We start from the raw sequence: 22,645 nt of genomic DNA, 5'->3' as shown, positions 1-22,645 counted from the left end.
TAGCGAGCTATCCGGATGAGCCGCGCCCGTTACACTTCAGCGCGGTTGCGTTGGAAGCTCAGTGTGGCTGGGCCAGCTTCCGGTGCATGCGGCGCTGGGCCAGCCAGACGGCGCCGGCCACCAGCGGCACCAATACGCCCAGCGCCAGGTCCGGGTTGAGCGGCAGGCCGAGCGCCTTTGCCCCCTTGCCGGCATACCCGAGCAGGCCGACCAGGTAGTAGGAAATCGCGGCCACTGACAGGCCCTCCACCGCCAGCTGCAGCCGCAACTGCTGCGCGGCGCGGGCGTTCATCGACTGCAGGATCTGCCGGTTCTGCCTTTCCTGCACGATGCCCACCCGCGTGCGCAGCAGGTCGTTGGTGGCGGCAATGCGCCGTCCCAGCGCTTCCTGGCGCGCCGCGGTGGATTCGCAGGTGTTCATCGCCGGCGCCAGGCGGCGGTCCATGAACTCCTCGACGGTGGGCGTGCCTTCGATGCGCTGTTCGCGCAGCTCCTCGATGCGGGCGCGCACCAGCCGGAAGTAGGCACGCGAGGCGGTGAAGCGGTAGCCGTTGTCGAGGGCCAGCTTGTCCATCCGCGCCGCCAGGCGCGTGATCTTTTCCAGCAGGCCCTGCTCGCCGCCCTCCTCGCCGCCCGCCGCATCCAGCGCGACCATCGCGCCGGCCACGCCGGCCAGTTCGGCCTCGATCCGGTCCAGCTCCGCGCCGACCGCGCGCGCCGCCGGCAGGCCGAGCAGCGCCATCATGCGGTAGGTTTCGATCTCCAGCACGCGCTGCACCAGCCGTCCCGCCTGCAGGTGGCGCATGCCGGTGTCGCGGATCACGAAGCGGCTGAAGCCATCGGCCTGGATCGCGAAGTCGGTCCACAATTCGGCGCCCTGCATCACCTGCGAACCGGCCAGCAGGCTGCGCTCGAATACGGCCGGCAGCCCACCCGCGTCGAGCGCGCCGTCGACCAGCACCACGTGGGCCGCCGCCATCAGCCGCCCTGCCAGGCCGTGCAGCCAGCCGGCCGGGATGTGGGCGAGCGGGACGTGTATAAAAGCGCCGGCCAGGCTCGCATCCTGCGGCAGGCGCGTGGTGAAGGTGTACGAGGCGAATTCGGTGTGGCATTCCCATTTCAGGCGCAGGTGGCCGAAGTCATGGAAGAAGTGGCTGGCGCCAGCCACCGGCGCCGGCACGCCGAAGTGGGCGCACAGGTTGGCCAGGAGCGCGTGCTGGCCGGACTCAATGCGCCACACCGCCAAATGGGTGATCGCTTCGGGCCCGTCCAGGCGCAGGAAGGGACGCGAGTGCAGCTCCGCAGCCAGCGGCACGCGCAGCGGGTGGCTCAGTGCGGAGAGGTCGTGCTTCATGCGGGCCTCCGGCAGGAAACCCGCTTCGCTAATAGATCTCGGCCGCAGCCAGGCGCACCTGCTTGAGCAGCAAATCGGCGCCCGGCGCCAGCAGATGGTCCTGCTGGCGAATGATGCCGAAGGCGTCCATCTTGCAGGGCAGCTCGATCGGAAGGATGCGCATCACGTTCAGCGAGGCGTAATACTGCGCCACTTCCTGCGGCATCACGTGCAGCGAATCGGTCTGCTGCAGCAGGGCGGTGATGAACAGCAGCGCGGTGGTGTCGACCACGTTGCTTGGGGGCTGCAGGCCGGCGCGGCGGAACATCATGTCGAAGCGGTGGCGCAGGATGCTGCCCGGCGGCGGCAGAATCCACGGGCGGTCGGCGATGTCTTCCAGCGCCAGCGATTTCTTGTCCAGCAGCGGATGGCCGGGGCGCACCACGGCGCATGCCGGCTCCTCGGTGAGCTCCTCGTACACCAGCCCCGTCGAATCTTCCCTCTCCAGGATGCGGCCGATCATGAAGTCGAGCGTGCCATGCTGGAGCTTGTCGAGCAGGACGTTGCTGGGCTCGAGATGCACGCCAATGCGCAGCAGCGGCGCCTGTTCCTTGATGCGCGCGATCGCCCTTGGCAGCAGCGCCATCGCCGGCGACATGATCACGCCCACTTCCACCTGTCCCGAGAGGCCTGCCCGCAGCGCCAGGATGTCGTCGTGCGCCAGCGCCAGGCTGGTGAGCGCCATGCGCGCATGGCGGATCATCGTCTCGCCGTAGATGGTCGGCTCCATCCCGCGCGGCAGCCGGTCGAACAGGCGCACGTCCAGCATCTCCTCCAGGTCCTTGATCTGCTTGGAGGCCGCCGGCTGCGTCATGTGCAGTTCGTCCGCCGCACGGTGGATGTTGCGGTAGTCGTCCAGCGCAATCAAGAGCAGGAGCTGGCGCGTCTTGAGGCGCGCCTTGAGAAACCAGTTCGGGTTCGATGTATCCATCAGAAAATAATATCATTTGTGATATCGCCCCGACAGTAATACCGCTGGGTTGTTATCACTTGCAGCCCGGCGACGGGTTTGCGGCTGGTCCCTCGGCGGTCTGCGCCACCGGCAGGATCTTCCCGTCCGCGCCGTAGCGCAGCTCTTCCACCGCGGCGGAACGGCGGAATTCGCCGCCCGTGGGCAGCTTGCCGTTGTGGTAGAAGATGTACGACTTGCCGTTGAAGTCCACGATCGCCTGGTGGATGGTCTTGACGTTGGAATTCTTCTCCATGATCACGCCGCCGAAGGACCACGGGCCGGTGGCCGACGGGCCGGTCATGACCACCGTCTCTTCCGGAAAGTGGCGCGAGTACGAGAGGTAATAGGTGCCCTTGTGCTTGTGCAGGTAGGCCGCCTCGGTAAAGGCTTCCAGGCCGACGGTGTGGATCGGGCCGTCGATCTCCGTCATGTTGGGCTTGAGCTTCGCGTACTTCATTACCGTGTTACCCCAGTAGAGGTAAGCCTGGCCATCGTCGTCGACGAAGACCGCCGGGTCGATGTCGTCCCACAGGATGCTGGTCTCTTTCGTCATGTCGTTGGTGACCAGCGCCGTGCCGCGCGCGTCGACGAAGGGGCCGGTTGGGCTATCGGAGACGGCCACGCCAATCGCCTTGCCCGGGATGGTCTTGTGGTCGACCGTCGAATAGAAGTAGTACTTGCCGTTGCGCTTGACGATGTCCGAGGCCCAGGCGTCGCGGCCCGCCCACGTGAAGGTGCTGTAGCGCAGCGGAGAGCCGTGATCTTGCCACTTCTTCATGTCGCAGCTCGAGTAGACACGCCACTCGTTCATGACGTAGTCCTTGCCCCCTTCCGGTGCTTCGTCCTTGCCGACGTAGAGGTAGACGCGGCCGTTGTCGACCAGTGCGGCCGGGTCGGCGGTGAAGATGTTGGTGACGATGGGGTTGGCGGCCTGGGCGAGTGCCGAGGCAGCGAGTCCGAGGGCGAATACGCAGCGCTTGATCATTAGGTCTCCTTATATATCTTGATGTATTTATTAGGTTTACTTCTGGCGCGGACCCATCAGGCGCTGCACCACGCAGAACACGAACAGCAGCGCCCCGATGACGATCTTGGTCCACCACGAGCTGAGCGTGCCGTCGAAGGCAATCAGGGTCTGGATGGTGCCCAGCACCAGCACGCCCGACAGCGCCCCCAGCACATAGCCGTAGCCGCCGGTGAGCAGCGTGCCGCCAATGACGACGGCCGCAATCGCATCGAGCTCGGTGCCCTGCGCATGCAGGCCGTAGCCCGACAGCATATAGAACGAGAACAGCACGCCAGCGAGCGCCGCGCAGAAGCCGCTGAAGGCATACACGAGGACTTTGGTGCGGCCCACTGCCAATCCCATCATCGCGGCCGACTGCTCGTTGCCGCCGACTGCATACACTGCGCGCCCGAAGGACGAGTAATGCGCCATCCACACGGCAAGGGCCAGCATCACCAGCGCAATCAGCGCACCCGGCGACAGGAAGCCGCCCATGAACGGCAACTGCGTCTGCGACATCGCCACGAACAGCGGATCCTCGATGGTGATCGACTCGATGCTGATGAGATAACAGAGCCCGCGCGCCAGGAACATGCCGGCCAAGGTCACGATGAAGGGCTGCAACCGGAAGAAGTGGATGATCGCACCCATCGCGCCGCCAAAGGCACTGCCTCCCAGCAGCACGGCGACGATCACCACCACCGGCGGCCACCCCGCCGCCTGCAGCAGCCAGGCTGCGATCATCGTGCTCAAGGCCAGTACTGCGCCCACCGACAGGTCGATGCCGCCGGAGAGGATCACGAAACCCATGCCGATCGCGATCACCAGCAGGAAAGCATTGTCGATCAGGAGATTGAGCATCACCTGCACCGACAGGAAGCCGTCATAGGCCTGGCCGCCGATGACCAGCATCGCCAGCAGCAGGACCACCGTCACCATCGACGTGAACCACGGCGCGCTTGATACGCCCCGCATTGTCGTCATGGCCGCATTCATGCCGCCCTCCTCTTCCACAGGCTCTTGAACTGGTCGGACTGCGAAATGCAGACCAGGAAGACCACCACCGACTTGACGACCATGTTGACCTCGGGCGGGACGCCCAGCGAATAAATGGTGGTGGTAAGCGTCTGGATGATGAGCGCACCGATGATGCTGCCGACCAGGCTGAATTTGCCGCCCGACAGCGCGGTGCCGCCCAGCGTCACCGCCAGGATGGCGTCCAGCTCCAGCATCAGGCCGGCGTTGTTGGCGTCCGCGCTCTTCACGTTGGAGCTGATCATCAGGCCCGCCATGCCGGCGCAGGCTGCCGAGAACACGTAGACGAAGACCACCAGCGCCGCCGTGCGGATGCCGGCCAGGCGCGCCGCCACTGGATTGATGCCGACCGCCTGGATGAACAGGCCCAGGGCCGTATGGCGCATCAGGAAGGCAGTCACCGCTAACACCGCCAGCACCACGAACAACGCGAACGGCAACCCGAACAGGTAGCCGCTACCGAGGAAGAAGTAAGGCTGGTAGTAGACCGTGACGATCTGGCCATCGGTCAGCAGCTGCGCCAGCCCACGGCCGGCCACCATCAGGATCAGGGTCGCAACGATCGGCTGCAGGCCGAGACCGGCGACCAGCGCGCCATTCCATAATCCGCACAGCAGCGCCGCGCCAAGTGCCGCCAGCATCGCCAGCGCCATGGGCGTCTGCGCCACGTATTCCGGCACGCCGTGATTGATCACCATGGTGTCGCCGACCAGCATCGATGCGACCGTACCGGACAGCGCGACCACGGCGCCGACCGAGATGTCGATCCCGCGCGTGGCGATGACCAGGGTCATGCCGATCGCCGCCAGCATCAGGGGCGCCGCGCGGTTGACGATGTCGACCAGGCCACCATACAGGTGGCCGTCGCGGATCTCCAGGTTGAAAAAGCCGGGGATCAGCGCGAAGTCGATCAGCAGCAGCACCGCCAGCGCCGCCAGTGGCCGGAACAGCGGGTGCTGGAAGAACGAGGGCGTTTCCGGTTTGACGGGCTGGAGCACCGTGTCCTTGAGCGCGACGTTCATGCGCAATGCTCCCCGGCGATAACGTGCAGCACGGTGCTGTCGTCGAGTTCACCGCGTTTGTGCTCGCCGCAGGCCTTGCGGTCGCGCATGACGACGATGCGGTCGCTCACGCGCAGCACCTCGGGCAGCTCGGACGAAATGAACAAGATCGACATGCCCTTGCGGCACAGGGTGGTAACGTAATCCATGATCTCCTGCTTGGCGCGCACGTCGATGCCGCGCGTCGGTTCATCGAGGATCATCAGCTTCGGCTCGGTGGCCAGCCAGCGCGCAAGGAGGACCTTCTGCTGGTTGCCGCCGGAGAGCGAGCCAATCGGCGTCTCGATGCTGGCCGTCTTGATCCCCAACTGTTTCACGTACCAGGTAGCGAGTTCCTGCTGGCGGCGCATCGGGATCGCGCGCAGCAGTCCCTGGCGCGCCTGCAGCGCCAGGATCAGGTTCTCGCGCACGGACAGCGACAGGATCGCGCCCTCGTGTTTGCGGTCTTCCGAGCAGAAGCCGATGCCCTCGGCAATCGCGTCGCGCGGCGTGGCGAAGCTGCGGCTCTTTCCGGCAACCTCGATGGCGCCGCTATCGGCCTTGTCGGCGCCGAATAGCAGGCGCGCGGTTTCCGTGCGTCCCGAGCCGAGCAGGCCGGCCAGGCCGAGCAGCTCGCCCTTGCGGATCTCGAGGTCGACCGGTTGCAGGACACCCTTGCGCGCCAGGGCTGTCGTACGCAGGAAGGTCTCGCCATTGGCGTCGTTCGCGGCGCAGGGACTGGACGCCTGTTCCGCTGCTTCCGCGGGCGCACCGACCATCTTGTTGACCAGCGCAAGGCGCGACAGCTCGCTGCACAGGTATTCGCCTTCGCGTTCGCCATTGCGCATCACGGTGATGCGGTCCGAGATCGCATAGGTCTGGTCGAGGAAGTGGGTGACGAACAGGATCGCCATGCCCTGCTCGCGCAGGGAACGCAGCACCGAGAACAGCAGCTGGACTTCGTTTTCGTCCAGGCTGGAAGTCGGCTCGTCCAGGATGAGGACCTTCGCCGAAATGTTCAGCGCGCGCGCGATCGCCACCATCTGCTGGATCGCGAGCGGATAGGTGGATAGCGGCTGGCTGACGTCGATATTGATCTTCAGGCGCGCCAGCAGGTCGGTCGCCTGCTTGCGCATGCCACGCCAGTCGATCATGCCGAAGCGGCGCGGATAGCGTCCGATGAAGATGTTTTCCGCGACCGACAGGTTTGGGCACAGGTTTACTTCCTGGTAGACCGTGCTGATGCCGAGCTCCTGCGCATCCTGCGTGGAAGTCGGCGCGATGGTCTTCCCGCCCAGCACAATGCTGCCGCGTTCGGGATGATAGACGCCGGTGAGCACCTTGATCAGGGTCGACTTGCCGGCGCCGTTCTGGCCCATCAGCGTGTGGACTTCGCCGGGATACAGGCGCAAGCCCGCGTCAAGCAAGGCTTTCACGCCCGGGAATTGCTTGTGGATGCCGGTCACTTCGAGGACCGGCACCGCCGTGGTGGAGGCGAGCATGGCCGCCTCAGTACTGACGGTTCGGGAATTCCTTGGCCGCGACTTCAGCTGGGAATACACCCTCGTTCACGGTAATGCGCTTTGGTACCGGCTTGCCCGCCTTGACCAGCTGCGCGGTCTGGATCAGTTGCGGCCCGAGCAGCGGGTTGCACTCGACGGTGACGTTGAGCTTACCCTGCAACATGGCCTCGAACGCACCCTTTACGCCGTCGATCGACACCACCAGGATGTCCTTGCCCGGCTTCAGGCCCGCTTCCTCGATGGCCTGGATCGCGCCGATGGCCATGTCGTCGTTGTGCGCATACAGCACGTTGATGTTCTTGCCCTCGGATTTCAGGAAGGCTTCCATCACCTCCTTGCCCTTGGCGCGGGTGAAGTCCCCGGTCTGCGAGCGCAGGATCTTTAGCTTCGGATTGCCGTTGATGACTTCCGCGAAGCCAGCCTTGCGGTCCAGCGCAGGCGCCGAACCGACGGTGCCCTGCAGCTCGACGATGTTGTAGCTGCGGGCCGGGTTCTTCTTCTGGTGCTCGACCAGCCAGCGCGCGGCGCGGCGGCCCTCTTCCACGAAATCGGACCCGATGAAGCTGACGTACAGCGACGGGTCGCTGACCTTGACCGCGCGATCGGTCAGGATCACCGGGATCCTGGCGGCTTTCGCTTCGCGCAGCACCGTGTCCCATCCGGATTCGACGACCGGTGAGAACGCGATCACGTCCACGCGCTGGGCGATGAAGGAGCGGATCGCCTTGACCTGGTTCTCCTGGCGCTGCTGGGCGTCGGCGAACTTCAGGTTGACGCCGGCCTTCCTGGCGGCGTCCTTGATCGAGGCGGTGTTGGCGGTGCGCCATTCGCTTTCGGCGCCGACCTGGGAGAAGCCGATGGTGAGCGGTTTTTGGGCGTGGGCGGGGATGGCGGCGGCGAGCAGCAAGCTTGCAGCCGCGCCCAGCAGGGTTCTGCGGGTGAGGGTCATTACCTTGTCTCCGGTCTTGTTGTTTCACAATCCTAGGACAAAGTGCGATGCTGATCCAATCAAATTTCTGACGGTTCAGATACCAAAATAGATATCAATCCTAGTTCGGATCGGATATTGGATCGAGGTGACACTATTTATTCTTACCGCATAAAAAACCAGAGCTTGAACATGTTGTAAGCGACGTATGTAGCCACGACAGCCATGATTAGTTTCCGCAATACAAGATCGAGAAATCATGGGTCGTCGTAAGAAGAACGCAGGTGCCAAGGACTTGATCGCACTGCCTTGGCAAGTCAGCGCCATCATCGCGGTAACGAGCTTCGTCGGGATTCGCTGGATCCTGCCCGCTCTTCTGTCCACTAGCCCACTTATGGCGGCGCTGGAAACCACCTTCGATCCGGCCTCCTGGATTGCCCTGTGCGCATTCGGCTTCCTTGCGCTTGCGAGCGCCATCCGCGCGAAGATCCAAGGCAGGAATCCGGGCATGGCCAAAGCGCCTGCCGGCAAGCGGCAACTACCGGCACCTGAACGTGCAACAGCCGATGTTGCGGAACAGACGCGCGCAGTGACGCCGGCAGTAGCGGCTGAATCCTCCGAACCCGAACTTCAGCCTGCGCTTGGTTCGTGGTCATTGGACGCATTACGGCAGATGGAATGGAAGCGCTTCGAACTGCTGTGCGCCCGGTACTACGAGGCTATGGGCTTCAGGAGCGAGACCCTCGCCGCCGGTCCGGATGGCGGGATCGATGTCAAGCTGTTCAAGATCGACCCGTCCAGGCCGTTGGCGGTTGTCCAGTGCAAGGCGTGGAACACACAGCAGGTCGGGGTCAAGGAGATCCGTGAACTGCTGGGCGTGATGGTGCACGAGAAGGTCGCGCGGGGCATCTTCATCACCACCGGTAGCTATACCCAAGATGCCATCACGTTTGGCGGGGCGAGTCCGATTCAGCTGCTCGACGGCGCCTCGCTTACCCAAAAAATACTCGACCTGCCCCCGGAAAAGCAACTGGCACTGCTTGCATTCGCATTCGATGGCGATTACCGCACGCCGTCATGCGCGTCCTGCGGCATCAAGATGGTCAAGCGCGACAGCAAACGTGGACCGTTCTGGGGCTGCGCCCACTACCCCCGCTGCAAGACCGTAATGCAAATGCGTACGCCGTCACCAGCCACTTAGCGAAGCAGGCGCAGTCCGTATAGCCCCCCTGCTACCGAGCCCTGTTTGGCCACGAAGCGAATGGACAGCTTGCGAGGCGTGGATGCTGTGACGGACGCAGGCAAAGGGTAATCGACGATATAGAAGTCCTGGGCTACATCGGTGGCCAGCGTGATTTCTGCAACCAGCAATCCGTTGACCTCGACATCGAATCGCCTCCCGGCGTCGGCCTTGGCAAACGTCAGCCGCAGCAGCTTCGCCTCCCCTTTCGGGTCATTCAGCTCGTAGCTGAACCACTTGCTCGCATGGCGCCAGTGGCGGCCGCTATTGACACCCGCCTCGCTACCCTCGCCCTTGAAGAAGTGATCCGACTCCGGCTGCTGCTCGCCCGGCGCCACCTCGTCGATGGTGCGGGCATCCAGGGCAAGACGTTCAGCTTCGCGTGCAGCGTTCTCCGCCCGCATGCGCTCGAAGTTGGCCGGCGTCGAATGCTGCCAGTACATCGTGTAGCGCGAATCGTGCAGGCGGAAGAACGGCACGAACTCGGTAGCTGACCCGGCGGCACCGCGTACCAGGCGGGGTGCTGCGAAGGTCAAGGACTTGCCCTTCACTGGTTTGAACCGGCGCAGGAAATCGATCGAATCGCTGACCAACATCGGCGCCGCCTCGAGCGGGCATACCTGCCCCTGCGCGATATGCCCCATGCGCGACTCGTCGGCAAGGAAGTTCAGCTTCTCGTCGCCGAACATGCGCGTCTTTGCCGCTAGTACGATCGGACCGTGCAGGACGGCGTAATAGTTCGACTTGTCCGGCATCTGCTCCAGGCGCGTCGTCATCGGCAACTGGATATCGATGGCATCGCCCTTGCTCCATGCGCGCGTAATAGAGACGTAGCCGCCGGGCCGGGCATACACCTTCACGGCCTTGCCATTGACCTTCACCACGAGCTTCCCGGCCGCCACCCAGCTCGGATAACGGATCTTCATCGTGAACCTGGCCGGCGCATCGACCGTCAAGCGCGTGCCGCCCTGGTCCGGGAAGCGCGTCCCCTGCGTGATACGCACGCCCTTCTCGCGCCAGTGCAACGTCGAGGGAATGAACAGGTTGACGAACAGCGCATCGCCCTCGTGCGCATAGATGAACTCACCGTACTTCGCATGGCTCTCGATGCCCGAGCCGACGCAGCACCACATGCCCTTGTCCACCTGCGAGTACACGCGGTAGTGGTTCGGGCGCATCGGCGTGAAGTAGACGAAGCCGCCGCCCGGCCGTTGCGAGGACAGGATGTGGTTGTACAGCGCGCGCTCGACGTAGTCGCCATAGCTGCCCTTCTGTTCCGACTCGAACAGCATCTGCGTCAGTTTGATCATGTTGTAGGTGTTGCAGGTCTCCGGCCCCTCGACCTCGTTGATCATCGGGCCGAAGTCCTTCTCGTCGTGGAAGTGCTCCTTGACGCTGTTGCCGCCGATGGCCACCGTGCGGCGGTCGACCACCGTCTGCCAGAAGAATTTCGCGGCATCGCCCATATCCTGACGGCCCGTCATCCCGGCGATGCGCTGGAAACCGATCACCTTCGGGATCTGGGTGTTCGCGTGCAGGCCGGTGAGCTTGTCCTGCCTTTTCGCCAGGGGTTGCAGCACGGCCTGGTGCGAGAAGCGCAGCGCCAGGTCGAGGTATTTGCGGTCGCCCGTCATCTGCGCCACGTCGGCGAAGATCTCGTTCATGCCGCCATGCTCGCTACGCAGCATCTGTTCCATCTGCTCGGGGCTCAGGCGTGCGCTCAAGCGCAGCGCCCAGTCGCTCAAGGAGATGAGCATCGCGCGCGCGTCCTCGTTGCCGGCGTATTTATACGCGTCGCGCAGGCCGGCATAGACCTTGTGCAGGTTGTACCAGGGGACCCACTTGCCGTTCACCGAGAAGTTGTCCGCTTCCAGCCTACCGGCCGCAACATCGCGCCAGGCCTGGCGTCCGCCGGGAATGCCGCCGAGGTAGCCCTCGCCGTTCGCCGCCTGCGCGCGCTTGAGCTCCGCCACGAAGTAGTTCAGGCGGCGCAGGGTTTCGGCATCGCCGGTCGAGGCGTACATGAGCGCCAGCGCCGACAGGTAGTGGCCGCCCATGTGGCCGTCCAGTCCCGTCGATTCCCAGTTGCCGTAGCTCGGCTGGCGCGGGGCCAGGCCTGCCTCGCGCAGGAAGGGTGCCAGAAGCCGGTCCGGCTCCATCGCCATCATGTAATTCAGGTCGGTGGTCTGGGCATCCAGGAAGGGGCCGGGCTTGAGGCGAACATCGGCCAGGGGGAAGAGCTCGGCCGCCTGCGCGCATGCGCCAGCGACGAGCAGCACCAGCGCGGCGAGTCGGGTTTTCATCGGACGTGAGTGCTCTGGTAGCGGTTCAGGTCAGCGGCATCTACTAATGGCCAGCCGTCCTTGTCCCATTTCATGTCCAGCACTTTCAGCTTCTGCTTGTACTTGTCGGCGGTCTCGTAGGCGTGCAGCACCATGTAGTCCTTGCCGTCGAAGGTATAGGCGCTGTTGTGGCCCAGGGCACGCCAAGCGTCCGTGCCCTGGATGACGAGCGAGCCGCCGCCCTTGGCCATGTCCATGCCATTGCGGTCGAGGTAGGGACCGGTCACGGATTTTGCGCGGCCGACCACCACCTTGTAGGTGCTGTCCTTGGCCTTGCAGCACAGGTCCCAGGACGCGAACAGGTAGTACCAGTCGTTCTTCTTCATGATGAAGGGCGCTTCGATCTGCGCCGGGCCGGCTTCTTCGTCGGGCACGTAGGCCGGACGGTCGCGGCGGGCGATCGTGTGCCATTCCTGTGGTTCGGCCAGCCGGGTGCGGCTGGCGTCGAGCTTCACCAGCTTCAGGCCGCCCCAGAACGAACCGAAGGACATCCAGGGCGTGCCCTTCTCGTCGTCGATGACGTGCGAGTCGATGGCATTCCACAGGTCGCGGCCCGGTACCGATTGCAGCACCATGCCCTGGTCTTCCCATTTGTAGTTGGGGGCGCGCGGGTCGAGGGTGGCGTTGGTGGTCACGCCGATGCCGGAGGTGTTCTTGCCGAAGCCCGAGACGGAGTAGTACAGGTAGTACTTGCCCTGGTGGTGGTAGATGTCCGGCGCCCAGATGTGGTCGTTGAAGGTTGGTGCGGCTTTCTTCGCCCACGAAGGCTCGCCTGCGAAGACGCGGCCTTCTGGCTTCCACGACTTCATGTCGGTCGAGCTGTAGAAGGTGATGCCTGGGCCGGTGCTGAAGAGGTAGTATTTAATGCCTTCCTCGGCCATGACCGGGTCGTGGACGCTGACCTGGGCGGCGAAGGTGGGGAGCGCAACGGCCAGCGCCAGCGCACCGGCGGATAAACGGGAGAGTAAAGACATCGCAGTATCCAGAAATGTGTTTTTCGTAGGGTGGGCGGGTCTCCCGCCCGCGCGTTCAAACATGGCATGCGTGTTGAACCATGCGCGTGGTACCCAAACGTGATTTGAACGCGCGGGCGGCGAAGCCGCCCACCCTACATTACACCTCGACGGCAACGACGACGACGGATTTCGCCGGCACCTTCAAGGTCAGCTTGCCATTCGCAGCCTTGGCGCTGTACGACACCGGCTTAATCGCCTGCGGCTTGTCGAAGGTGTTATGCGCGTCCATCGCGTCGGAGGTCAGCACCTGTCCCGATGCGCCGGTCACGTTCTGCCCCTTCAAATCCACGACCACATCGCTGGCCTGGCGCGGATTGGTGTTCACCAGCGCGACGTACACCTTGCCGTCCTTGCCCTTGGCCGCCGAAGCACTGATGCCCGGGATGCTCTTGTTGTTCGCCGAATAGCTGACGTCGTTGTTAACGGCGGTCGGCAGCGAAGTCGCATCCTGGAACGGCACATACATCTTGTATGCGTGGTAGGTCGGCGTCAGCAGCATCTTGTCCTTGTCGGTGATGATCATCGCCTGCAGCACGTTGACCATCTGCGCGATGTTCGTCATCCGCACCCGCTCGGCGTGCGCATGGAAGATGTTGAAGTTCAGGGCCGCCACGACCGCGTCGCGCAGGGTGTTACGCTGGAACAGGAAGCCCGGGTTGGTGCCTGGCTCCACGTCGTACCAGGTGCCCCATTCGTCGACATAGAACCCGATCTTCTTTTCCGGGTCGTTCTTGTCGAGGATGGCGACGTTGTTCTTGATGAAGCCGTCCATGCGCAGGGTCTGCTGCAGGGTCGAGAACCATTCGTTTTCCTCGAAGCCGGTGGCGGCCCCCTTCTTCTCCCACACGCCGGTCGGCAGCGTGTAGTAGTGGAAGCTGATGCCGTCGGTGCCGCGCGCGGCTTCCTTGCTCAGCACTTCGGTCCACTTGGTGTCGGCGTCGTTGCCGCCGCTGGCGACCATCTTCGGGCGCGCGTTCGGCGGGGTCTTCAGGAAGGTGGCGTAGTGGTTGTACAGGTGGGCGTAGTATTCCGGCTTCATGTTGCCGCCGCAGCCCCAGGCTTCGTTGCCGATGCCGAAATAGGCCACCTTGTATGGCTCCTTGCGGCCGTTCTTGCGGCGCTGCTCGGCCAGCGAACTCTTGGTATCCGAGGTCATGTACTCGAGCCACTCGGCCATCTCCTGCGGGGTGCCGGAGCCGAGGTTGCCGTTGATGTAGGCTTCGGTGCCCAGGATGTCGACCAGGTCGAAGAACTCGTGAGTGCCGACCGCGTTAACTTCTGCCACGCCGCCCCAGTGGGTGTTGACCTTCACCGGGCGTTTGTTGCGCGCGCCGATGCCGTCGCGCCAGTGGTATTCGTCGGCGAAACAGCCGCCCGGCCAGCGCACCAGCGGCACCTTCAGGTCCTTCAGCGCACCGACCACGTCGTTGCGCCAGCCACGGGTGTTCGGGATCTTCGAATCTTGGCCGACCCACAGGCCTTCGTAGATGCCGGTGCCGAGGTGTTCGGCGAACTGGCCATAGACGTTCTTGTTGATGACCGGGCCGGACTTGGAGGCGTCGATGGTGACGCTCACCTGCGCAAAGCCAGATGCCGATGCGGCGAGCATGCTCAGTGCGAGGATAGTGGGCTTGATTGCTTTCACTGCTGTCTCCTGGTTTTATTTGAAATTATTTGAAAACGGCGACAAAGCCGCCGTGCGCCTTGATACTGATCTTGTGCTTGCCGCCCTTGAGCGTCGCCTGGCTGAATTCGCGCTCGCCCTTGCCGTCGGTGATGAGGGTGCCGCCGCTGGCCTTGATGAACGGCAGGTCCAGTTCGAGCGGCTTGTCCGCATCGTCGGCATTGATGCCGGCGACGTACCAGGCCTGCCCTGCCCTGCGTGCGATGACGACATGGCGACCCGGGTAGCCGTCCACAAAACGCGTCTCGTCCCAGCTGCGCGGCAGCTCCTGCAGGAAGCCTTTCACATAAGCCGGCACGGTGGCCATGCCTTCCGGCGTTTCGGCGAAGTGCTGGATCCCCGACAGGAACAATACCGACTGGGCCAGCTCGAAACCGTTGCGGGTCTTGCGCTTGATGGTCGGGATGTCGTGGAAGGCCACCGGAGTGAAGTCCATCGGGTCGAACAGGTTGCGCGCGAACGGCAGCATCGCGGCATGGCGGGCCACGGCTTCCTGGTCGGCCTGGAAGAAGGTGGTGAACTCGAAGCCGCGCACCGCTTCGGCGGTCATCAGGTTCGGATAGGTACGCGACCAGCCGCGCGGCAGCGTGGCGCCGTGGAAGTTCACCGACAGGCCGGCCTTGGCCGCATCATTCAGGATGTCGACGTAATAGGCGATCATCGACTGGCCGTCGCCGGCGAAGAAGTCGATCTTGACGCCCTTGATGCCCATGTCGCGCAGTTTCGCGAACTCCTTGACGCGCTGTTGGCGATCCAGGATCGCACCCTTCGGGCTGTACTCGGTCTTGTTCCACTCGCCGGACGAGTTGTACCAGACCAGGATGCCGACCTTCTTCTTGACGCCGTACGCCACCAGCTCGCGCATCTTGGCATCGCCGATCTTGCGGTCCCAGTCGGCATCGACCAGGGTGTAGTCCCAGTGCATGTCGGCGGCATGGTCGACGAATTTCTTCTGGATGTCGAAGACGGTGCCGTCGTCCTTCAGCAGCGCCCAGCTCCACGAGGCGTGGCCGGGCTGGATCTTGGCTTTATCGAAGGCGATGGCGGGTGCGGCCAGGTCGGTGCCGAGGGTCGATTCGACGATGGTGCGCAGCGAACCGAGGGCGATGACGCGCCATGGCGTGACCAGGTCGCCCTTGGCTTGCGCCAGAAGCGCGCCGCCGGTGAACACTTCCGGTGCAGCGGGTGTGCCCAGTTTGTAGCGGCCGTTCGGCGATTCCGCCTCCAGGCGGGAGGCGTGGAAGCTGCCGTCCATGTTCGCTTCGGTCAGGGCTACCCAGGTGTCGCCGCTGCGGAATAACGCCGGGAAGACCCAACCGGCGGCAGTAGGCGCCCTGGTGCCGACCGCGATCTCGCGCTGGTAGTGCTCTTCGTAGGCGGGGTTGGTGTTCATCCAGCCGGTCTGGGCAACCGACATGGGTTGCAGCCAGGCCTTCGCGGACTTGTCGAAGCTGAAGGCAGTGGCTTCGGCCATGAATTTCTTGTGCGGCAGCGATGCGTCGCGCACGAGGTAGCGGAAGGCGACGCCGTCGTTCGAGGCGCGGAAGGCGACGTCCATCGACTGGCCCTGCGCGTTGCGGACGGTATAGAGCTGCTCGTTGGCGGCGTAGGTGATCTTGCGTTTCTTGCCGGTGGCAAGTTCGTAGCTTTCGCGGATTGGCTTGACGGGCGAAGTCGAGGCGATCGACAGCTTCGTTGTCAGGTCGGCTCCTTGCAGCGTGAGGCCGAGCGGCGATGGGAGGATGACGGGTTTGCCGTCGCGGGCAATGGCGTAGGTGAGCGCGCCGGAGGGGGCGGTGCTCACGGAAACCGAGATGTGGCCGTCGGGGCTGGTCAGGGCGGCGGAGTGGGCCTGGGTGGTGCATGCGGCGACGAGCGCCAGCATCGTACGAATCACAACGGTCATGGCAGACTCCGATAACCCGTCGTTCCGGCGCAGGCCGGAACCCAAATTCGCTGAGTAGCGACGGAATTGGGTCCCGGCCTGCGCCGGGATGACGGTTTTTAGGGTGGTGGCTAACACGGTGTCAGCGGCGCGCGCGGCGTGTACGGCGCAGCTGTTGATGCGGCGGCACTCAGCCGCTACACATCACGTCCAGCCAGCGTCGACGACGAAATCCTGCGCCGTGCACATCCTGCTGTCGTCGGCACCGAGGAACAGCACCATCGCGGCGATATCGTCCGGCATGAGCTTGCCCGGCAGGCACTGGGCCTTCTTGATCTCGGCTTCGGCTTCGGCGTCCACCCACAGGTCGATCTGGCGCTGGGTCATGACCCAGCCCGGAGTCACGGTGTTGACCCGTACGCCGAAGGGCCCCAAGTCGCGCGCCAGGCTGCGGGTGAGGCCGATCACGGCCGCCTTGGTAGTGGCGTAGACCGGATAACCGGCGCCCTTGGCATGCCAGGACATGGAGGAGAAGTTGATGATGGAGCCGCCGCCCTTTTTCTTCATGCCCGGCAGGACTGCCTGCGCGGTGAAGAACATCGGGCGCTGGTTGATGGCGATGCGCTCGTTCCAGTAGTCGAGCGAGACCTTCTCGATATCGTGGCGCTGGTCGTTGGCCGCGTTATTGACCAGCACATCGAAGTCGCCCAGCTGCTGCGCCAGCTCGGCCATCGTGCGCTGCAGCGCAGGGATATCGGTGATGTCGCAATAGCGGAACACCGGCGCACTGTGACCAGCGTTGGCCAAGCGTGCGCACAGCGTTTCGCTGGCTTCCTTTGCGATATCGACGAAGGCCACGACCGCGCCCTGCTCCACGAACGCTTGCACGATCGCTTCGCCGATGCCGGTCCCGCCGCCCGTCACGAATACCCGCTTGCCCTGCAGGCTGGGGTAGCTTGCCATCTGTTTCATACCCGTCTCCATCTGTTCTTATTGTGATACCGGCTTACTCTTTGGTCAATGCACCGTCTTTGCGGCGCCAGATGCCAAGAGGATTCCCGTTGCGGAGCGGCTCGGGCAGCAGCGCTTCGGGCAGGTTCTGGTAGCAGACCGGGCGCAGGAAGCGTTGAATAGCACCCGTGCCCACCGAGGTGCTGCGGCCGTCGGCCGTGGCCGGGAACGGGCCGCCGTGGACCATGGCGGTCGAGACTTCGACCCCGGTCGGGAAACCATTGGCCAGGATGCGGCCGACCTTGCGTTCCAGGACTGGCAGCAGCGTCTTGGCAGCGTCGTGATCGCCTTCGTCGATCTGCAGCGTTGCGGTCAGCTGGCCTTCCAGCAGTTCCGATACTTCGCGCAGCTGGTCGGTGCTCTGGCAAACCACCAGCACCGACGCCGGGCCGAAGACTTCGGCGTGCAGCTCGTGGCGCGACAGGAAGTGCTCGGCGCTGGTACGGAACAGCGCTGCGCCGCCCTTGCCTTCGTCATGTTCGACGCGCGCCAGCGTGGTGATCGCTTCGTGCGTATGCAACGCGTGCACGCTCTTGCGGTAGCTGTCGGCGATGCCCTGGTTCAGCATCACGGCGGCCTGCGTGCTTGATAACGCTTCGGTGGCGGCGGCGCAGAACTCGTCCAGCCCTGGGCCGTCAACCGCAAGCACGAGGCCGGGATTGGTGCAGAACTGGCCCACGCCCATGGTCAGCGAGGCAGCGAAACCCTTGCCGATTTCAGTAGCGCGGGCGGCCAGCGCATTCGGCATGATGAACAGCGGGTTAATGCTGCTCATCTCGGCGTAGACGGGAATCGGCTGCTTGCGCGCCGCGGCCACGGCCATCAGCGCGGTGCCGCCCGAACGCGAGCCGGTAAAGCCCACCGCCTGGATGGCCGGATGGCCGACCAGCGCCTGGCCGATGCCGTTGCCGGTACCGGTCAGCAGAGCGAATACGCCGGCCGGCAGTTCGCACAGCTGCACGGCACGGGTCACGGCGCGCGCGACCAGTTCCGAGGTGCCCGGGTGGGCCGAGTGGGCTTTCAGGACCACCGGGCAGCCGGCCGCGAAGCTTGACGCGGTATCGCCACCAGCCACCGAGAAGGCCAGCGGGAAGTTCGATGCGGCAAACACGGCAACCGGACCGACGCCGATCAGGCGATAGCGCAGGCTTGGCCGCGGCGGGGTGCGTTCCGGCAGCGCGGTGTCCATGCGCGCATCGACCCACGAACCTTCGCGCAGCAGCTCGGCGAACATGCGAAGCTGGCCAACGGTGCGGCCACGTTCGCCTTCCAGGCGCACGCGCGGCAGGCCGGATTCCGCCATGCCGCGTTCGATCAGCTCGTCGCCGATGGCCAGGATCTGCTCGGCCACGGTATCGAGGAAGGTGGCGCGCTGCTGGTCGGTGGTAGCGCGGAAGATATCGAAGGCTTCGCCGGCAAGCAGGCAGGCGCGGTCGATCTGGCCTGCATCGACCATGTGGAAGGATGGCTCGAGATAGTCGCGCTTGGTCGGGTCCCAGGCCTTGAACGAACCTGCGGCGCCGCGTTCCTGCACGCCGCCAATGATGGCTTCACCGGTAATGGTCATAAGGTCTTCACTTTCGCAAATTGGGTTGCATGGACCGCCAGGCGGTTGCGCAGGGCCGGGCCGAACTGCGGCGACTCGACTTCGAAGCTCTCGCCCGCTTCCACTTGAATACTGTCGGCGAAGCTCAGCGTGGCAGTGCCGAAGAAGTGGATATGGACGTCGCCGGGGCGCTTGAACAGGCCGTACTTGAAATGGTGGTGCTCGAGGTTTTCGATGGTGTGCGACATGTTCTGCTCGCCGCTCACGAAGGCCTTCTCCCAGCGCACCTGGCCATCCTTCCTGAGAATGCGCGAGGTGCCCGACACGTGGCTCGGGAGCTCTCCCACCAGCAGCGCCGGGCCGAGGCCGCAGTTGCGCAGCTTGGAGTGGGCCAGGAACAGGTAGTTCTGGCGTTCGGTGACGTGGTCCGAGAACTCGTTGCCAATGGCGTAGCCGAGACGGTAAGGCTGGCCGTCTTCGCCGATCAGGTAGAGGCCGGCGATTTCCGGCTCTTCGCCGCCGTCGAGCGAGAAGTCGGGCATGTCGAGGTCCTGGCCGGTGGCGCGCACGATCGAGCCGTCGCCCTTGTAGAACCATTCCGGCTGGACGCCGGCATTGCCCGATTCCGGTTTGCCGCCTTCGACGCCCATGCGGAACATCTTCATGGAGTCGCTCAGGGTGTCGACGTCGCCGCCGATCTTCTTGTGCATGGCGTCGCGGGTGTCGGCGCTGCCCAGGTGGGTCAGGCCGGTGCCGCTGACGTAGCAGTGGGCGGCGTCCGGGTGGTCGAGCGGCGGCAGGATGCGGCCTGCCTCGAACAGGGCCTCGTACTTGTAGTGGTCGGTGCCGGCGGCGCTGTCGGCAAGTTGGGCCAGGCCAGTGCCGGCGGCGATGGCCGCGCGGGCCAGCTCAAACGTGGTGGCGTAGCCGTCGATGACGCGCACGAGCTTGTCGTGCAGGATGCCGATGCGGCGTTCTTGCGATTCGGTGGTGAATTGTACGAGCAGCATGGCCCGGGTCTCCCAATTATTATGGTGGTCGAAATGGCGGTGCGGGTGTTCGGAGTGCGGTTGAACGCGCAGGCGGGGGACCCGCCCACCCTACGTAGGGTGTGCGGCTTCGCCGCCCACGCGGTCAACGCACGCTTGAATCAATGCGAATGCTTGGGAACAGCCGACCCACGGCACCCCACGAGGAAATCGAAATCACACCCCTCATCCGCCTGCAGAACGTGGTCAAGATACAGCCGCTGGTAACCACTATGCTGCACCGGCTTGTTGTTCTCCGCCCGATCCGCCAGCCGCGCCTGGATCTCTTCGTCCGACAACTCCAGGTTCAACCCGCCGCCCGCGCAATCGAGCACGATCCAGTCGCCGTCCTTGACGATGCCCAGCGGGCCGCCGGCCATCGCTTCCGGCGCCACGTGCAGCACGACGGTGCCGTAGGCGGTGCCGCTCATGCGGGCGTCCGAGATGCGGACCATGTCGGTGATGCCCTGGGCCAGCAGCTTCGGCGGCAGGCCCATGTTGCCGACTTCGGCCATGCCCGGGTAGCCTTTCGGGCCGCAGTTCTTCATCACCAGGATCGAGTTCGCATCGACGTCCAGGTCCGGGTCGAGGATGCGGGTCTTGTAGTGGTCGAAGTCTTCGAACACGACTGCCTTGCCGCGGTGCTGCATCAGGTGTGGCGATGCGGCCGATGGCTTGAGCACGGCGCCGCGCGGCGCCAGGTTGCCACGCAGGATGCGGATGCCGCCGTCCTCGATCAGCGGGGTATCGAGCTGGCGGATCACTTCGTCGTTATAAATCGGCGCGTCCTTGCAGTTGTCCCAGAGCGTGTTGCCGTTGACGGTCAGCGCGTCCTTGTGAGCCAGCAGGCCGCCCTCGCCCATGCGGCGGATCACGCCCGGCAGGCCACCGGCGTAATAGAACTCTTCCATCAGGTATTTACCCGACGGGAGCAGGTCGACGATGGTCGGGGTGCCCTTGCCGATGGTGGTCCAGTCCTCGAGCTCGAGCGGCACGCCCATGCGGCCGGCGATCGCCTTCAGGTGGATCACGGCATTGGTCGAACCACCGATGGCGGCGTTCACGCGGATCGCGTTCTCGAAATTCTCGCGCTTGAGGATCTTCGATAGCTTCAGGTCTTCGTGCACCATCTCGACGATGCGGATGCCCGACATGTGGGCCAGCACGTAGCGGCGCGCGTCAACCGCCGGAATCGCGGCATTGTGCGGCAGCGAGGTGCCCAGCGACTCGGCCATGCAGGCCATGGTCGATGCGGTGCCCATCGTGTTGCAGGTGCCGGCCGAGCGCGAGTGGCCTGCTTCGGCGGAGAGGAAATCGTGCATCGAGATCTGGCCGGCCTTGGCCTGCTCGTGCAGCTGCCAGACGGCGGTGCCGGAACCGATGTCCTTGCCGTTCAGTTTACCGTTGAGCATCGGGCCGCCCGTGACGACGATGGTCGGCAGGTCGACGCTGGCCGCGCCCATCAGCAGGGCCGGGGTGGTCTTGTCGCAGCCGACCAGCAGCACGACGGCGTCCATCGGGTTGCCGCGGATGGATTCTTCGACGTCCATGCTGGCCAGGTTCCGGGTCAGCATGGCGGTCGGGCGCAGGTTCGATTCGCCGCTCGAGAACACCGGGAATTCGACCGGGAAGCCGCCAGCCTCGAAGATGCCGCGCTTGACGTGTTCGGCGATCTTGCGGAAGTGGGCGTTGCAGGGGGTCAGTTCGGACCAGGTGTTGCAGATGCCGATGATCGGCTTGCCCTGGAATTCATGGTCGGGAATGCCCTGGTTCTTCATCCAGCTCCGGTACATGAAGCCGTTCTTGTCCTGGGTCCCGAACCACGCGGCCGAGCGCAGCTCGGTTTTTTTCTTCGTCTCGGACATCAAAACCTCCTCGTTATCTCCGCCACGGGAGGCTGTGTGCCCCCTCTCATGTCGTGTTGTTCAGCGATGAGGAAGTCTAGAATGCTGTCAGATAACTTTCCAATCAATTATTTCGCGATAGTGATATCGATTTTAGTATCGTAGGGTGGGCGGGGTAATTCCGGGCAATGCCCGGAATTACGAACACCCGCGCGTTCAAATTACGTATGAAATGACGCGCGGGCCTTTGACACGTGGGTTGAACGCGTGGGCGGCGAAGCCGCCCACCCTACGAATGCAGGAAGCGCGACTCTGGCAGGCCGCGTACGTCGAGTGCCTGGCTAAACAAGGCGCCCGACAAGGGCGCCGCTGCACGATCGTTGGCGGTCATCCCAAGATGCGCGGAGGTGACGTAAAGCGTCGACATGTCAGGCCCGCCAAACGCCGGACAACTCGGCTGCGGCGCATCCACCTCCAGCACGCGATCGAGCCGCCCATCCGGCGCGAAGCACATCACCTGCCCGGCCCCCCAGCGCGTCGACCACAGGTAGCCCTCCGCATCGATGCACGACCCATCCGGCTCCCCCGGCGCGGCATCGGCTGCGATGAACACGCGCGATGCGCCGATCTCCCCGCTGCACGGGTTGTAATCGCAGACGCGGATTTCCTTCGTCATCGAATCGGCAAAATACATGCGGCGCCCGTCGGGACTGAAGCAGATGCTGTTGGCAATCGCCACATTCCCGAGCGGTAGGCGCTCCAAAGTCAGGTCGAGGTTCAAGCGATAAAAGCTGCCCACCGCCGATTTCGGATTCTCGTCCTGGTTGAACATGCCGAACACGAAACGCCCCTGGCGGTCGCAGCGCCCGTCGTTCAAGCGGGTCGACGGAATGTCCGCTTCGACGTCGACGATGCGCTTGATGGCGCCGGTCGAGAAGGTGAAGAAGGCCAGGCCGGAGGCGAGCCCCAGCAGCAGGCGGTCGTCGCTGCCGGTCAGGGCGAAGGAGCACAGGCGCTCGGGCATCGGCCAGCTAGTGGTCTTGCCGGTCGAAGGCGAATGCGCCCACAGCGTGGAGGCCGGGATGTCGGTCCACAGCAGCCGCCCCGTGCGCTCGCACCACAGCACGCATTCACCCAGCTCGTGCCCCCCATCGATGAACAGATCCATATAG

17 protein-coding genes are annotated in these 22,645 nt (G+C 64.3%); 1 reads left to right on the top strand and 16 read right to left on the bottom strand.

The genetic code is table 11. The features are described from left to right. Positions 1–58 precede the first annotated feature (58 nt). The 7 genes from HGB41_RS15495 to HGB41_RS15465 are packed head-to-tail and all read right to left on the bottom strand — an operon-like array spanning position 59 to position 7,898. Positions 59–1,354, bottom strand: coding sequence for a DUF3422 family protein (locus HGB41_RS15495; protein ID WP_171085999.1), 1,296 nt, complete (start codon positions 1,352–1,354; stop codon positions 59–61). A 28-nt stretch (positions 1,355–1,382) separates the two neighbouring features. Continuing rightward, positions 1,383–2,324: a LysR family transcriptional regulator gene (locus HGB41_RS15490; protein WP_171085997.1), complete on the bottom strand. Its 942-nt coding sequence runs from the start codon at positions 2,322–2,324 to the stop codon at positions 1,383–1,385. A 55-nt stretch (positions 2,325–2,379) separates the two neighbouring features. Beyond that, positions 2,380–3,330: a glycoside hydrolase family 43 protein gene (locus tag HGB41_RS15485; RefSeq protein WP_171085995.1), complete on the bottom strand. Its 951-nt coding sequence runs from the start codon at positions 3,328–3,330 to the stop codon at positions 2,380–2,382. 36 nt (positions 3,331–3,366) lie between these two features. Continuing rightward, complete coding sequence (gene yjfF / locus HGB41_RS15480) at positions 3,367–4,335, bottom strand: galactofuranose ABC transporter, permease protein YjfF (protein ID WP_371868531.1); 969 nt, start codon at positions 4,333–4,335, stop codon at positions 3,367–3,369. A gap of 8 nt (positions 4,336–4,343) precedes the next feature. Further along, positions 4,344–5,408 (bottom strand): ABC transporter permease, encoded by a 1,065-nt coding sequence (locus HGB41_RS15475; protein ID WP_229423055.1) that lies wholly within the window; start codon positions 5,406–5,408, stop codon positions 4,344–4,346. After that, on the bottom strand, positions 5,405–6,928 hold the full coding sequence (locus tag HGB41_RS15470) for a sugar ABC transporter ATP-binding protein (RefSeq protein ID WP_171085991.1): 1,524 nt from the start codon (positions 6,926–6,928) through the stop codon (positions 5,405–5,407). Before HGB41_RS15470 ends, HGB41_RS15475 begins: the two co-directional genes overlap by 4 nt. Positions 6,929–6,935: 7 nt before the next feature. Next, positions 6,936–7,898 (bottom strand): ABC transporter substrate-binding protein, encoded by a 963-nt coding sequence (locus HGB41_RS15465; RefSeq protein WP_171085989.1) that lies wholly within the window; start codon positions 7,896–7,898, stop codon positions 6,936–6,938. 238 nt (positions 7,899–8,136) lie between these two features. Here HGB41_RS15465 and HGB41_RS15460 point away from each other — a divergent pair, with 238 nt between their 5' ends. After that, positions 8,137–9,078 carry a restriction endonuclease gene (locus tag HGB41_RS15460; protein ID WP_171085987.1) on the top strand — a complete coding sequence of 314 codons (942 nt, stop codon included), beginning with the start codon at positions 8,137–8,139 and terminating at the stop codon, positions 9,076–9,078. Here the strand turns inward: HGB41_RS15460 and HGB41_RS15455 are convergent. From HGB41_RS15455 to HGB41_RS15415, 9 genes are all read right to left on the bottom strand, one after another. After that, positions 9,075–11,420, bottom strand: coding sequence for a glycoside hydrolase family 127 protein (locus HGB41_RS15455; RefSeq protein ID WP_171085985.1), 2,346 nt, complete (start codon positions 11,418–11,420; stop codon positions 9,075–9,077). The genes HGB41_RS15460 and HGB41_RS15455 overlap by 4 nt on opposite strands. After that, the gene (locus tag HGB41_RS15450; protein WP_171085983.1) at positions 11,417–12,433 is read right to left on the bottom strand and encodes an arabinan endo-1,5-alpha-L-arabinosidase; all 1,017 of its coding nucleotides are present in this window, start codon (positions 12,431–12,433) and stop codon (positions 11,417–11,419) included. Before HGB41_RS15450 ends, HGB41_RS15455 begins: the two co-directional genes overlap by 4 nt. A gap of 139 nt (positions 12,434–12,572) precedes the next feature. Further along, the gene (locus HGB41_RS15445; protein WP_171085981.1) at positions 12,573–14,120 is read right to left on the bottom strand and encodes an alpha-N-arabinofuranosidase; all 1,548 of its coding nucleotides are present in this window, start codon (positions 14,118–14,120) and stop codon (positions 12,573–12,575) included. A gap of 25 nt (positions 14,121–14,145) precedes the next feature. Then, positions 14,146–16,065 (bottom strand): glycoside hydrolase family 97 protein, encoded by a 1,920-nt coding sequence (locus HGB41_RS15440; protein WP_171085979.1) that lies wholly within the window; start codon positions 16,063–16,065, stop codon positions 14,146–14,148. A 183-nt stretch (positions 16,066–16,248) separates the two neighbouring features. Next, the gene (locus HGB41_RS15435; protein ID WP_171085971.1) at positions 16,249–17,016 is read right to left on the bottom strand and encodes an SDR family NAD(P)-dependent oxidoreductase; all 768 of its coding nucleotides are present in this window, start codon (positions 17,014–17,016) and stop codon (positions 16,249–16,251) included. A 34-nt stretch (positions 17,017–17,050) separates the two neighbouring features. Further along, positions 17,051–18,622: an aldehyde dehydrogenase (NADP(+)) gene (locus HGB41_RS15430; RefSeq protein ID WP_171085970.1), complete on the bottom strand. Its 1,572-nt coding sequence runs from the start codon at positions 18,620–18,622 to the stop codon at positions 17,051–17,053. After that, positions 18,619–19,611, bottom strand: a complete 993-nt coding sequence (araD1, locus tag HGB41_RS15425) for an AraD1 family protein (RefSeq protein WP_171085968.1) — start codon at positions 19,609–19,611, stop codon at positions 18,619–18,621. Before araD1 ends, HGB41_RS15430 begins: the two co-directional genes overlap by 4 nt. A gap of 140 nt (positions 19,612–19,751) precedes the next feature. Next, entirely contained in the window at positions 19,752–21,494 is a 1,743-nt protein-coding gene (locus tag HGB41_RS15420; RefSeq protein ID WP_171085966.1) for an IlvD/Edd family dehydratase, read from the bottom strand. 268 nt (positions 21,495–21,762) lie between these two features. Continuing rightward, positions 21,763–22,641: an SMP-30/gluconolactonase/LRE family protein gene (locus HGB41_RS15415; RefSeq protein WP_171085964.1), complete on the bottom strand. Its 879-nt coding sequence runs from the start codon at positions 22,639–22,641 to the stop codon at positions 21,763–21,765. Positions 22,642–22,645: the final 4 nt, after the last annotated feature.

Source organism: Telluria aromaticivorans (assembly GCF_013003915.1).
In the GTDB taxonomy this organism is placed as follows: domain Bacteria; phylum Pseudomonadota; class Gammaproteobacteria; order Burkholderiales; family Burkholderiaceae_D; genus Telluria; species Telluria aromaticivorans.
This window is presented reverse-complemented; position numbering and strand designations above follow the sequence as displayed.